This window comes from Tropicimonas isoalkanivorans (assembly GCF_900112335.1).
GTDB lineage: Bacteria > Pseudomonadota > Alphaproteobacteria > Rhodobacterales > Rhodobacteraceae > Tropicimonas > Tropicimonas isoalkanivorans.
Map to the genome: position 1 here is coordinate 1 of NZ_FOLG01000003.1, position 12,315 is coordinate 12,315.

Consider the following 12,315-nt stretch of genomic DNA (forward strand, 5'->3'; position numbering starts at 1 on the left):
GGGCGGGGTGGCTTGGGGGTGTTGAGGGGTGCGGCGGCCGCCTTGGGGGGGCGGGCGCCGCGGTGGGTTGGGTCAGGCGGTGCCGGTGGCGAGCGCCTCGGTCATGGCGGCGAGCACCACGTGGGTGGAAGCGGCGCCGGGGTCGACGTGGCCGATGGAGCGGGTGCCGAGCTTTTTGGAGCGGCCGCGGCGGCTTTCCATGTCGCGGGTGGCCTCCGCGCCGGCCTTTGCGCCCTCGGCGGCCGCCTGAAGCACGCCCAGGGCGTCCGCCCCGTCTTTGGCCGCCTTGCGGGCGGCTTCGGCGGCGGGTTTCCAGGCGTCGATCATGGTCTTGTCGCCGGGGGCCGCGCCGCCGCGGCTCAGGATGCCGTCCAGCATCCCCTCGACCCAGGCCGCGGTGGCCTCCGCGTCGAGGTTGAGCCGGTCGGCCACCGCCTTGCCGGCGGTGTTGAAGGCGGTGGCGTAGAGCGGCCCGGAGGAGGCGCCGACAGCGTCGAGGAACGCCTTGGCCGCCCGGGTGCAGGTCTGGCTGATGGTGTCCTCGGGTGTGGCGGCGGCGAGTTCGGCGCGCACCGCGGTCCAGCCGATGTCCATCGTCACCCCGTGGTCGCCGTCGCCGATCACCCCGTCGAGTTCGCTCAGGTGGTCCTTCTCACGGGCGATCGCCTCGCCGGCGGCCTGCATCATCGCCCGGAAGAGTTCCGGCGTGACCGTGCCGCCGGCCTCCAGGCTAGCGCGGTCGACGCTCTCGGCGCGGGCGGCGGCGGCGTAGTCGCGGGCCGTGCGGGTGGCGCCGGCGACCGGTGCGGGCGGGGCGCCGACGGTGAGCGCGGGCGTCCGGCAGGGGTGGTCGAGGAGGCGCTTGAGGTCCGTGTCGAGCTTCATCAGCGTCACCGAGGCGCCGGCCATCTCCAGCGAGGTGCAGTATTCGCCGACCCAGCTGTGGTGGATCGTCACCTGCCGTTCGGCCAGGATCTGCGCCACCCGGCGGTGGACCAGGTAGAGCTCCATCGGGCCGGTGGAGCCCAGCCCGTTGACCAGCACCGCGACCTCGTCGCCCGCCGCGAGGGGCATCTCGCCCAGGATCTTCTCCATCATCTCGTCGGTGACGCTGTCGGCGGTATCGACCTTGGCGCGGCGCATGCCGGGTTCGCCGTGCAGGCCCATGCCGATTTCCATCTCGTCGTCGCCGATCTCGAAGTTGGGCTTGAGCGTCTGCGGCATCGAACAGGCCGAGAGCGCCACGCCCATGGAGAGCGTCGCGGCATTGGCGCGGCGGGCGGCGGCCTCCACCTCGAACAGGGAGAGCCCCATGTCCGCGGCGGCGCCGGCCACCTTGAAGACGAAGAAGTCGCCCGCGATGCCACGCCGTTCGCCCGCCCGTTCCGGCGGTGCGGAGGCCACGTCGTCGATCACCGCGACCGAGCGGACGTCGATGCCGATCTCGGCGCATTCCTCCGCCGCCATGTCGAAGTTCAGCACGTCACCGGTGTAGTTTCCGTAAAGAAAGACCACGCCCGCGCCGCCGTCGGCGGCCATCGCGGCCTCCTTGATGTGCTCCGGGCTCGGCGAGGCAAAGACGTTGCCGACCGCCGCCGCATCCGCCAGCCCACGGCCCACGTAGCCCGCAAACGCCGGCTCGTGACCGGAACCGCCACCCACGACGATGCCCACCTTCCCGTCGCGCGGCCCATCCACCGCCACAACGGCCCGGCCCGTCTCGCCCTCCAGCCGCAAAAGGTCCGGATGCGCCGACAGCATCCCCTCGATCATCTCGGGAATGATCGCCTCAGGCGAATTCATCAGCTTCTTCGTCGCGTGATCCCGGGTCTCAGACATCTCTCTCCTCCTCGTTTATTCAGACGGGGCGGGGCGTTTCAGCGCCCGTTCAGGTAGTTGCGGGCCGCTGCGACCGTGCGCTCCAGCCAGGGCTGTTCCTGGGCAATCGTTTCCTCCAGCGTCGCGCCGAGCGGCAGCCAATGCTCCACAATCACACTCATGTCGTCCGGGCAATGGGCCAGTTGGTCGAGAATCCACGGAATGTCCGCCCGCCCCTCACCCAGCGGCACGCCGCGGATACGGAAGCCCACCCCGTAGGGATCAGGCTCGATCACGTAGTCCTTCAGGTGCAGGTTGATCGTGTAAGGCGCGAGCATCGCGATGGTTTCTTCCGGCCATTCCTTGGCGCAGATCGAGTTCGCGACGTCCAGGCAGACACCGAGCGCGGGGTCGTTTACCGTGTCCAGCAACTCAACCATCCGCGGCGAGGGATAGTTGAAGTGGTTCTCGATGGCGATCCGGATGCCGGCGGACTTTGCATCCTCCACCAGCGGGCGCAGTTGTTGCGCCAGCTCCGACACAGGCATCTCGGCGTCGGCAGCATCCAGCGCCACGCGCATGATCTTCGATCCGATGACGCGGCAGATCCCCAGATAGCGGGAGACCTCTTCGGCATTGAAGCACTGGGTGCCGACCTCAAGCGTGATGCCCTTTTCCCGGGCCGTGGCGGCGAGGCGCTCGAGCTCTTCCGGCGACAGGCGGTCAAGCGGCATGTTGTCGGCGTACTGGATCAGGTCCAGCCCAAGCGCCTGTGCCGCGTCCAGCAGGTCGAACGGTGTCTTCGGGTTGGCCGGCACCTGATCCTTTATCCCGATGGACCAGCGATAGGCGTAGCTTCCCAGACCAAGGCGCATGACGTTTCCTCCCTTAGGATCTTGCGGTTTCGGGGTGCACCATTTTGGGACGCCTCCGAATGTCCTGTGCCCTGCCCGAACGACCGGGTGGGCGCGCAAGACAAAAGCAAAATTCCCGAGCGGTAGAAATTAAGCTCTCCTACACAGTGTTATAATTCTGGTTTGTATAACTTCCGATCCGAATGGCGCAGGGTGTGGCCCACCAGACGCAAGAGAGCGCGTCTCACGGGAGGTCACATGAATATCGGTTTATCGTCCGACCGGCGGTCGAACGTCTCATTGGCGCGTCGCGCCTACAACATCCGCCGCAAAGCCATCCAGATGGGCGAAGTGCAAGGCCAGGGGTATGTTGGCCAGGCGCTCGGGGTGGCCGATGTTCTCGCCGTCTCCTTCTTCCACGCCGCAGAGTACCGTCCCGAAGATCCGGAATGGGAAGGGCGCGACCGGTACCTGCTGTCCATCGGGCATTATGCCATCGCATTCTATGCCGCGCTGATTGAAGCGGGCATTCTTCCCGAAGAAGAACTGCCGACCTACGGGATGGACGACAGCCGGATGCCCATGTCGGGCATGGCCTCCTACACCCCGGGGATGGAAATGAGCGGCGGATCGCTGGGCCTGGGCCTGGGCATTGCGGTGGGCCGCGCCATGGGCCTGAAGCGGAAGGGCAGTTCGGCGCTGGTCTTCAACCTGATGTCCGATGGCGAACTGGGCGAGGGCTCGACCTGGGAGGCGGCGATGAGCGCCGCGCACCACGGGCTCGACAACCTGATCTGCATCGTCGACTTCAACAACCAACAGGCGGACGGCGCCTCGACCCGGATGCTGTCGTCCGAGCCGGTCGACAAGAAGTTCGAGGCCTTCGGCTGGTTCGTTCAGCGGGTTGACGGCAACGATATCGATGCGCTGGTCGCCGCCTTTGACGCCGCCCGCGGTCACGACAAGCCGCAGCCGCGCGTCATCATCTGCGACACGGTGATGTGCAAGGGCGTGCCCTTTCTCGAAAGCCGCGAAATCACCCACTTCGTTCGGGTTGAAGCCGACGAGTGGCAGAAGGCACTGGCCGTGCTCGACGAGGAGGCCCCCAAATGAGCGTCGCATCCCGCGCCCGCAAGTACCAACCCCGCACCGTGCCGGAAGGGCAGCAGGCCACCTCCGCCATGATCGCCTCGCTCGAAGCAGAAGGGTACGACACCGTCGCCGCGCCCTTCGGCAACGCCTTGGCGGACCTCGCGAAGACGGACGAGCGGATCGTCGGCCTGTCCGCGGACCTGTCGAAATACACCGACCTGCACGTTTTTGCGAAGGCCCATCCCGACCGGTTCTACCAGATGGGCATGGCCGAGCAGCAGCTCATGGCTGCCGCGGCCGGACTGGCGCACGAAGGGTTCATCCCGTTCGCGACGACCTATGCCGTCTTCGCCTCCCGCCGGGCATATGACTTCGTCAGTCAGGCGATCTCCGAAGAGGGCCTGCCGGTGAAGATCTGCTGCGCCCTGCCCGGCCTGACCTCCGGCTACGGCCCCAGCCACCAGGCGACCGAGGACATCGCGATCTTCCGCGGGTTGCCCGGACTGGCCATCGTCGACCCCTGCGACGCGACGGACGTGGCACAGATGGTGCCGGAACTCGTCGCCCATGACGGTCCGGTCTATGCCCGCCTCTTGCGCGGCCAGGTGGCCAACGTGTTGCAGAAGCACAAGCCGGACTACCAGTTCAAGCTCGGCAAGGCGCAGATGATCCGTGAGGGCAAGGACGTTCTTGTCGTCTCTTCCGGTATAATGACCATGCGTGCGCTCGATGCGGCGGACGACCTTGCCGCCGAGGGCATCGACGTGGCAGTCCTGCACTGCCCGACGATCAAGCCGCTCGACACCGAAACCATCCTGGCGGAGGCGTCCAAGGGCCGGCTTCTGGTTGTGGCGGAGAACCACACCCGCATCGGCGGCCTGGGCGAGGCCATCGCCGCTGCCTGCCTGACCGCGGGCGTTACGCCCACTTTCCGCCAAATTGGGCTGCCCGACGCGTTCCTGGAAGCCGGCGCGCTGCCCACCCTGCACGACATGTACGGCATCAGCCGCCGCGCCGTGGCCACTCAGATCAAGGGCTGGCTCTGACCGCCCTCCCAGAAGAACGGAGATACTACAATGGGACTACTTGATGGCAAGTTCGCTGTCGTGACCGGCGCCGCGTCCGCGCGCGGCCTCGGCAAGGCAACGGCTAAGCTGTTTGCGGAGCATGGCGCCACTGTCGCCATCCTCGACCTCGATCAGGCGCAGGCCGAAGCCGCCGCCGCCGACCTCGGCCCGAACCACGTGGGCATGGCCTGCAACGTCATCGACAAGGCGCAGGTGCAGCAGGTCATGGATGCGCTGATCGAGAAATGGGGCCAGATCGACATCCTCGTGAACAACGCCGGCATCACCCAGCCGCTCAAGTTCATGGAAATCGAGCCCGAGAACTACGAGGCGGTCACCGATGTCAGCCTGCGCGGCACGCTCTATTGCACCCAGGCCGTCGTGCCCCACATGCGCCAGCGCAAAAGCGGCTCGATCGTGAACCTCTCGTCGGTCTCTGCCCAACGCGGCGGCGGCATCTTCGGCGGCCCGCACTACTCCGCCGCCAAGGCCGGCGTGCTCGGCCTGACCAAGGCGTCGGCACGTGAACTCGCGCCCGATAACGTGCGTGTGAATGCGATCTGCCCGGGCTTCATTGCCACCGACATTACACAAGGCAAACTGACACCGGAGATGAAGGAACAGGTGCTCGCGGGCATCCCGATGGGGCGCGCGGGCGAAGCCATCGACGTCGCCGGTTGCGCCCTGTTCCTCGCCTCGGATCTGTCGGCCTATTGCACGGGAACCGAGGTCGATGTGAATGGGGGCTCCCTCATTCACTGACCCCGAAATTCCGGGTCGCCGCCAACGGAGGAACGGCGCGGCGGCCCGGTAGTCGGCGGATGAACCGCCGTATTGACCACTCATCATTCTGGAGGAGAAAATCGTGAAAATTTCCCTGATTACCGCCCTGATGGGGGCAACCATGCTGGCCGGTGCGGCCGCGCAGGCCGACGAAGTGATCTTTGCCCACGGCGCCAACCCCGGCAACCCGCGGTTCGAGGCAGCCGACAAGTGGGCCGAGATCTTCACTGAATGCTCCGGAGGGGCCCACACGGTCAACGTCGCGCCCTCCGCGACGATGGGCGACGACGCCGAAATGCTGACCTCTGCCGCGGCGGGCGTCATCCAGGTTACGGCCAACAGCCAGGGCCCGATGTCGCAAATCGTGCCGGAGATCGGCCTTCTGGGCCTGCCCTTCCTGTTCAAAGACCTGCCGACGGCCTGGGAAGTGCTTGATGGCGACGTGGGCACCATGCTCGACGAGCGTGCCCAGAACGCCGGCCTGAAGATCCTCGGCTTCTGGGACAACGGCATCCGGAACATCACTCATGTCAGCAAGACGGTTTCCGAGCCCGGCGATCTGGCCGGCATGAAAATCCGCACGCCCCCGGACCAGATGACTGTCGACATCTTCGAGGCCCTCGGCGCCGCCCCGGCCCCGCTGGCCTGGTCCGAACTGCCCACCGCGCTGCAGTCCGGCGTTTTCGACGGGCAGGAAAACCCGCTGGTCAACATCTACACGGCAAAGCTGCACGAAATCACGCCCTACATCACCATGACCGGCCACAAGTATGAAACGACTCCGGTCGTCGCGGGTCTCGCCTGGTGGTCCGGCCTGGATGAAGAAACGCAGAACTGCGCGCTTCAGGCGACGGCGGAAGCCGGCAAGATGCAGCGCCAGGCCGTGGCCGACAGCGACGCGGCGCTCCAACCCAAGATGGAAGCGGAAGGCGCGACCTTCGCGGAGGCCGACAAGGCCGCCTATCAGAAAGCGACCTCTTCGGTTTACGACAAGTACGCGGAGACCTATCCTGATCTGGTCGCAGCCCTGAAAAAAGCTGCAGGTCTGGAATGAACCGCGGGGACACATCATCCCCGACGCATGACGGGAAGGGGCGCACGCGCCCCCTCCTCTCCTGGGTCGTCGGGATCTCGACGCTCCTGGAATGGAGTGGCCGGCTCGTCGCCGCCGTTTGTCTCGCGTTCATGTTCTGCGCGCTGCTCGTGAACGTGATCTTGCGATACGCTTTCGGTTCCGGCATCGCCTGGGCCTATGAAATTCATGCGTTGCTGCTACCTTGGCTTGTGGCCGGCGGCATCGTCATCGCTGCTGCGCGTGGGCGCAACATCTCCATCACGCTGATGCCGGACATGTTGTCACCAAACAGCCGGCGCCTGCTTTTGCTAGCGGTCAACGTCACCATCGTGGTGATCTCGCTCAGCGTTCTGGAATCGAGCTGGCCGATCTTGAAAGCCTCTAAGTTTCAGGCGCTTTCGACGCTCGGCATCAAGCAGATCTGGGGGTACTCGAGCCTCGTCTACGCCTTCATCGGCATGGCGATCATCGCCCTCGTCGACATCATTCGCGCTCTGGCGGGCGAAGACATTCACGACGCCGGACCCGAGCGTGCCAGCCTGAGCTGATCGGAACCGACCATGACCGCTCCCCTGATCTGGATCTTCTTCCTGCTGCTGGCCTTCTCCGTCCCGGTGGCTCACGCCATGCTCGGCGGCGTCGCCGCGGCGCTCTTCCTCGAAGGCCGGCCAATGGCCGTGATCGTCCAACGCCTCTACACGCCCACCCAGAGCTTCCCGATGCTCGCGATCCCGTTCTTCATCATGGCGGGCAGCCTGATGATGTCCGGCAAGTTCGGGGTGTATCTCGTCAACATCGCCCGGCTGCTGGTCGGCAACTTCAAGGGCGGGATGGGCCAGGTGTCCATCATCGGCTCCGTGATGTTCGGCGGCGTCTCCGGTTCGGCGGTGGCGGATGCCTCCGCCCTCGGCAATGCACTCATCCCGGTGCAGCAGAAGGAGGGCTACCCCTCCGGCTTCGCGGCGGCGATCAACTCCGCCTCCTCGACCGTCTCGGTGCTGATCCCGCCGTCGATCCCGCTCATCCTCTACGGGCTGGTCTCCAACGTTTCCATCGTGGATCTCTTCGTCGCCGGCATCCTGCCGGGGCTGATGCTGGGCATCGGGATGTTCACGACCGTCTGGTTTGTCGCCCACCGGCAGAACCTGCCGCGCTCGCCGCTTGCAGGGGGGTTCGCCGCCTTCCGGTCGCAGATCTTCACGGCGATCCCCGCGCTCCTGATGCCGGTCTTCGTCATCGGAACGCTGCGCTTCGGCATCGCCACGCCGACCGAGGTCAGCGTGATGGCCGTGGCCTATGCGCTCCTCGTCAGCGGTCTCGTCTATCGCGATCTCAACTGGCGCGGCATCTGGGACGCTGCGGTGGAGACGGCGATGATGACGGGCGCGGTCATGTTCATCATCATGGCCTCCTCCACCATTCAGTGGGTGCTGACGGCCGAGCGTGTGCCGCAGGAGCTCGCGACGTGGGTGGCAGCCACCTTCTCCGAACCGTGGATGGTCATCCTGGCGCTGAACCTGGTGATGATCGTCGTCGGGGCCTTCCTCGACCTGCCGGCGGCCGTGCTGCTGCTGGGACCGCTCTTCGTGACCATCGGCCAGACCATCGGTCTGGACCCGGTTCAGCTTGGCCTGATGATGGTGGTCAACCTCTCGGTGGGGCTCTACACGCCGACAAAGGGCACGACGCTCTTCATCTCCACGGCCATCGCACGATGCCGGATCGGCGAGACGGTGCGCGCGCTGCTGCCCTTCTACCTGGTGGCCCTGGGCGTGCTGTTGCTGATCTCCTTCGTACCCGCACTGACCCTCTACTGAGCGTCATGCGGCATGGGCCGGGCCGGCCCCTCTCCTCCCCCCCAATCCTGGGCCGGCCCGCCCTCCAGAACAATCGGACAGCCCCGGTCCGTCAGGTAGGTTCTCACCTCCGCTTCGTGGCGTCCCCCCTCCTCCAGCATCCACTCGGTGAAAAGCCGCACGATCCGCCGGTTGGTGTGCCGCGGCGGGCAGACCACGTGGTAGCCGGAGAACTCGATCACATCGAGCCGGTCGGAGAGTGGCACAAGCGCGCCGGTGGCAAGCTCCCGCCAGGCCAGAACGGCGCTCTCCAGCGTCACCCCTGCCCCGTCCGCGGCGAGCTGAATCGCCATGGAGGACCGGTCGAACCGGAGCGCGTAGACGGAGGGCACGGTCGCCCCGCCCCGCTGGTTCAACCAGACGTCCCAGCGGTAGAAGGTCTTGACGCTGTCGATGAGCTGGGCGTGGCAAAGCTGCTCCATCGGGTCGTCGCTGAAGGCGCGCAGGGTCTCCAGGTAGGCCGGGGAGCACATCGGCAAGATGAAATCCTGCATCACGCACACCTCGTGCATGCCCGACCGCGGATCGCTGCCGTAGCGCAGATCGAGGTCGACAATTTCCGTCTCGAAGTCGGTGAACTCCGGGGTCGCGTCCACCCGCACGCTCCAATCCGGGTTCTGGTCAAGGAAGGACTTGACCCGAGGCCCAAGCCAGCGGACGCCGAATGACGGGCTGACGCGCATGATGAACTGGCGCATCTGGCGCTGCCGCACGATTGCCGAATGCACCTCGGCCACCATGCGAAATGCCTGCGACGTGGCGATGTAAAGCCGTTCGCCCTCCTCCGTCGGGATCAGGCGGCGGTTTTCGCGGCGGAAAAGGAGGACGCCGAACTGCTGCTCCAGCAAGCGGATCTGCTGACTGACGGCGGAGGTCGTGACGCGCAGCTCTTCCGCCGCCTTGGACACCCGGCCGCGCCGCGCGACGGCCTCGAAGTGCCGCAGCGCATTCATGTTCATATCCCTCAGCATCGTCCGCTCCTCGGCTGGCCGCCGAGCGGCGGTCCTTTCCGCGCATCCTAGCAAGCCGCAGCACCGCGAGCCATGACAACTCGGCGCGTCCGCGGCGCAGATGTGCCGCGTTGACAGCGCGCGCCGGTTCAGGCCTCACTTGGCGACAGGACGCCGCGGCGGAAGAGAGCGGGCCCGGTCCATGGCCGCGACGCTTCCCCGGCGGAGCCCGGGATCGACGGCGGAGGATCATCCCATGCCATCCTGTCACATAGCACCGTTTCGCAGGCGAGACGTTCTTCGCGGCGGCGCATTCGCAGCGGCGTCCTGCGCCCTGCCATGGGCATTCGGGCCTGCAATAGCGCGAGCGTCGGACCCGCTGACCATCTGGGGCATTCCCGCCACCCCATCCGCCGTCTTTGCGCGCGCCGTCGCCTCCGGCGCACTGGACTCCGTTGCGCCGGGCACTCGGTTCGATATCTGGAAAAGCACCGATCAGATGCGCGCGGGGATCGCGTCGGGCGGCTTCAAGCTGTTTGGCACATCCACCTACGCGGCAGCCAATTTCTTCAACCGGGGCGCGGGCACGACGATGGTCAACGTCGTCACCTGGGGCGTGCTCTACGTCATGGCCCGCGCGGAGGACGTGACGCAGATCGAGGATCTGGCCGGCAAAACCGTCCTTCTGTCCAACAAGAACGAGGCGCCGGACCTGCTGTTCCGGCTGGTGCTGAAATGGTCCGGCCTCGACCCCGACCGGGATGTATCGCTCGACTATGTTGGCAGCCCGGGCGAGGCGGTGCCGCTCTTTCTCGCCGGGCGGGGGGACGTCGCGGTCCTGCACGAGCCAGCCGCCACCGCGGCTCTCCTCAAGGCCAAACAGACCGGCATTCCGATCCGGCGCGCCTTCGACGTGACCGAGGTTTACGGCCAGCAAACCGGCCGCGGCCCGCGCATCCCGCAGGTCGGGCTCGCCGTGAACCCTGAGTTCCTGGAGGCGAAACCGGAGGTCGTGGCGGCCGTCCATGCCGCGACCGTCGATGCGGGGGCGTGGGTGCTCGATCATCCCGAGGCGGCCGGGCAACTGGCCAGCGAAACGCTTCCCCTTCCCGCCACGGTGATCGCGAAGTCGATCCCGTACGTGCACCTCGACGTCCAGTCGGCGGCAGAGGCGCGGGAGGATATCGAGGTCTATTTCGAGAACCTGATGCGCCTCGATCCGGGCATCGTGGGCGGCAAGTTGCCCGATCCCGCGTTCTATTGGGGCTAGCACCATGGCGGCGGGCCGCAGCAAAGGGGCGCGCGCGATCTGGGGGTCGCTGGGGATCGTGCTGCTGCTCGCGCTTTGGGCCCTCGGCCACCGTCTCTACGGGCCGCTCGTGCTGCCCGGGCTGGACGAAACGGCTTCGGCCCTTCTGCGCATGATGCGAGACGGAACTGTCGGCCCGGCACTCGCCGCCACTGCCGGTCACGCCGGTCTGGGCTGGTTCGCAGGTGCCGCCGTGGGGATCTTCGCCGGCACGCTCGCCGGCCTGCGGGAGGAGGTACGGCTCACCCTTCAGCCCGTCGCGACGATCCTGCTCGGCATTCCGGCCATTGCCTGGGTCGTGCTGGCGCTGCTTTGGTTCGGCGGGAGTTGGGCCGTCGTCTTTACCGTGGCGGTCGCGACCGGCCCGCTGGTCTTCGCCGCCGCGACGCAGGGCGCATGTAGCCTGGACGGCGACCTTGCGCGCATGGCCCGGGCGTTCCGTGCGCCTGCCTCCGCGATGGCGCTCGACGTCTACGGACCACACATGGCCAGCCACCTCTTCCCCGCCCTCACCACCGCACTCGCCATGTCGTGGAAGGTGTCCGTGATGGCCGAACTGCTCTCGGGGGCCGGCGGGATCGGGGACGGGCTCGCCGCGGCACGGGCACGGGTCGATACCGCCGAGACGATGGCCTGGATCGTAGTCGTGGTTGCCGTCCTGATCACCGTGGATCACCTCCTTGTGCGGCGGCTCCAGCGCCGGATGGACCTCTGGCGCGAAGATCCGCGAAGCACCGCGTCATGACCGCGCCTGCTCTCGCCTTCGAACGGGTCCATTTCTCTTACGGCGCGGACCCAATCCTTGACGGCATAGATCTCGAAGTATTGGCCGGGCACGTGACGGCGTTGATGGGCCCGTCCGGCTGCGGGAAAAGCACGCTTCTCGCCATCGGCGCCGGGCTGCTCGAACCGGCCTCGGGCCGCGTCTTGCGCACCGGCCGCCGGACGGCGATCGTCTTTCAGGACCCGCGCCTCCTTCCCTGGCGGACCGCATTGGCGAACGTCGCCTTCGCGCTGAAGGCGGACCGGCTGGCTTCGGCGGAGCGGCGGGACCGGGCGATGGCGGCGCTGGCCTCCGTCGGGCTGCGGGGGGATGACGTTCGGAAATATCCCCGCCAACTTTCGGGGGGGATGCGCCAACGGGTTGCCCTCGCCCGCGCGCTCGTGATCGAGCCAGACCTGCTGCTCCTCGACGAGCCTTTTGGCGCCCTCGACCGCCCGCTCGCCCGCCAGATGCAGTCCCTCGCGCGGGACCACGTGGACCGCCGGCGCGCGGCCGCCCTGGTGGTGACCCACGACCCACGGGAGGCCGCGGACATCGCGGAGCATGTCGCAGTCCTCTCACCGGCGCCCGCCCGGGTGACGTCGCAGCGCGCTCTTCCCGGCCATGTTGCATCGCGGACGGAGGCTGAGCGTGCCGCCGCCGCCGGAGCGTTGACGGGGGACGCAGAACGGTCCCCCGGCGCGGATCCGTGACCCCGATGCGACACGCGGTCGGATCGACACACCGC

General features: G+C 67.0%; 12 protein-coding genes. 9 read left to right on the top strand and 3 right to left on the bottom strand.

What is annotated here, in order from left to right; all coding sequences use genetic code 11:
* Positions 1-72: 72 nt before the first annotated feature.
* Positions 73-1,839: a dihydroxyacetone kinase subunit DhaL gene (gene dhaL, locus BM075_RS07190; protein WP_093359998.1), complete on the bottom strand. Its 1,767-nt coding sequence runs from the start codon at positions 1,837-1,839 to the stop codon at positions 73-75.
* Between the two features lie 38 nt (positions 1,840-1,877).
* Positions 1,878-2,693, bottom strand: coding sequence for a sugar phosphate isomerase/epimerase family protein (locus BM075_RS07195; RefSeq protein WP_093359999.1), 816 nt, complete (start codon positions 2,691-2,693; stop codon positions 1,878-1,880).
* 237 nt (positions 2,694-2,930) lie between these two features.
* On the opposite strand from BM075_RS07195, the gene BM075_RS07200 reads away from it, so the two are divergent.
* The 6 genes from BM075_RS07200 (at position 2,931) to BM075_RS07225 (ending at position 8,506) form a co-directional block, all read left to right on the top strand.
* A complete protein-coding gene (locus BM075_RS07200) occupies positions 2,931-3,785 on the top strand; it encodes a transketolase (RefSeq protein ID WP_093360000.1) in 855 nt (284 codons plus the stop codon).
* Positions 3,782-4,810, top strand: a complete 1,029-nt coding sequence (locus BM075_RS07205; RefSeq protein WP_093360001.1) for a transketolase family protein — start codon at positions 3,782-3,784, stop codon at positions 4,808-4,810. The genes BM075_RS07200 and BM075_RS07205 overlap by 4 nt, the downstream gene beginning before the upstream one ends.
* A gap of 30 nt (positions 4,811-4,840) precedes the next feature.
* A complete protein-coding gene (locus BM075_RS07210) occupies positions 4,841-5,593 on the top strand; it encodes an SDR family NAD(P)-dependent oxidoreductase (RefSeq protein ID WP_093360002.1) in 753 nt (250 codons plus the stop codon).
* Positions 5,594-5,696: 103 nt separating this feature from the next.
* Entirely contained in the window at positions 5,697-6,668 is a 972-nt protein-coding gene (locus BM075_RS07215; protein ID WP_245758770.1) for a TRAP transporter substrate-binding protein, read from the top strand.
* On the top strand, positions 6,665-7,237 hold the full coding sequence (locus tag BM075_RS07220; RefSeq protein WP_093360003.1) for a TRAP transporter small permease: 573 nt from the start codon (positions 6,665-6,667) through the stop codon (positions 7,235-7,237). Before BM075_RS07215 ends, BM075_RS07220 begins: the two co-directional genes overlap by 4 nt.
* 12 nt (positions 7,238-7,249) lie before the next feature.
* Complete coding sequence (locus BM075_RS07225) at positions 7,250-8,506, top strand: TRAP transporter large permease (RefSeq protein ID WP_093360004.1); 1,257 nt, start codon at positions 7,250-7,252, stop codon at positions 8,504-8,506.
* Here the strand turns inward: BM075_RS07225 and BM075_RS07230 are convergent.
* Positions 8,500-9,516, bottom strand: a complete 1,017-nt coding sequence (locus BM075_RS07230) for a LysR family transcriptional regulator (protein ID WP_093360005.1) — start codon at positions 9,514-9,516, stop codon at positions 8,500-8,502. The genes BM075_RS07225 and BM075_RS07230 overlap by 7 nt on opposite strands.
* 235 nt (positions 9,517-9,751) lie before the next feature.
* On the opposite strand from BM075_RS07230, the gene BM075_RS07235 reads away from it, so the two are divergent.
* The 3 genes from BM075_RS07235 to BM075_RS07245 are packed head-to-tail and all read left to right on the top strand — an operon-like array spanning position 9,752 to position 12,280.
* The gene (locus tag BM075_RS07235) at positions 9,752-10,765 is read left to right on the top strand and encodes an ABC transporter substrate-binding protein (protein WP_093360006.1); all 1,014 of its coding nucleotides are present in this window, start codon (positions 9,752-9,754) and stop codon (positions 10,763-10,765) included.
* Between the two features lie 4 nt (positions 10,766-10,769).
* The gene (locus tag BM075_RS07240; protein WP_093360007.1) at positions 10,770-11,549 is read left to right on the top strand and encodes an ABC transporter permease; all 780 of its coding nucleotides are present in this window, start codon (positions 10,770-10,772) and stop codon (positions 11,547-11,549) included.
* Positions 11,546-12,280 carry an ABC transporter ATP-binding protein gene (locus BM075_RS07245; RefSeq protein WP_093360008.1) on the top strand — a complete coding sequence of 245 codons (735 nt, stop codon included), beginning with the start codon at positions 11,546-11,548 and terminating at the stop codon, positions 12,278-12,280. The genes BM075_RS07240 and BM075_RS07245 overlap by 4 nt, the downstream gene beginning before the upstream one ends.
* Positions 12,281-12,315 lie beyond the last annotated feature (35 nt).

What these genes read in the sequence shown, in the direction of transcription:
- dhaL (WP_093359998.1), bottom strand. Translation starts at nt 1,839, where the DNA reads ATGTCTGAGACCCGGGATCACGCGACGAAGAAGCTGATGAATTCGCCT.
- BM075_RS07195 (WP_093359999.1), bottom strand. Translation starts at nt 2,693, where the DNA reads ATGCGCCTTGGTCTGGGAAGCTACGCCTATCGCTGGTCCATCGGGATA.
- BM075_RS07200 (WP_093360000.1), top strand. Translation starts at nt 2,931, where the DNA reads ATGAATATCGGTTTATCGTCCGACCGGCGGTCGAACGTCTCATTGGCG.
- BM075_RS07205 (WP_093360001.1), top strand. Translation starts at nt 3,782, where the DNA reads ATGAGCGTCGCATCCCGCGCCCGCAAGTACCAACCCCGCACCGTGCCG.
- BM075_RS07210 (WP_093360002.1), top strand. Translation starts at nt 4,841, where the DNA reads ATGGGACTACTTGATGGCAAGTTCGCTGTCGTGACCGGCGCCGCGTCC.
- BM075_RS07220 (WP_093360003.1), top strand. Translation starts at nt 6,665, where the DNA reads ATGAACCGCGGGGACACATCATCCCCGACGCATGACGGGAAGGGGCGC.
- BM075_RS07225 (WP_093360004.1), top strand. Translation starts at nt 7,250, where the DNA reads ATGACCGCTCCCCTGATCTGGATCTTCTTCCTGCTGCTGGCCTTCTCC.
- BM075_RS07230 (WP_093360005.1), bottom strand. Translation starts at nt 9,516, where the DNA reads ATGCTGAGGGATATGAACATGAATGCGCTGCGGCACTTCGAGGCCGTC.
- BM075_RS07235 (WP_093360006.1), top strand. Translation starts at nt 9,752, where the DNA reads ATGCCATCCTGTCACATAGCACCGTTTCGCAGGCGAGACGTTCTTCGC.
- BM075_RS07240 (WP_093360007.1), top strand. Translation starts at nt 10,770, where the DNA reads ATGGCGGCGGGCCGCAGCAAAGGGGCGCGCGCGATCTGGGGGTCGCTG.
- BM075_RS07245 (WP_093360008.1), top strand. Translation starts at nt 11,546, where the DNA reads ATGACCGCGCCTGCTCTCGCCTTCGAACGGGTCCATTTCTCTTACGGC.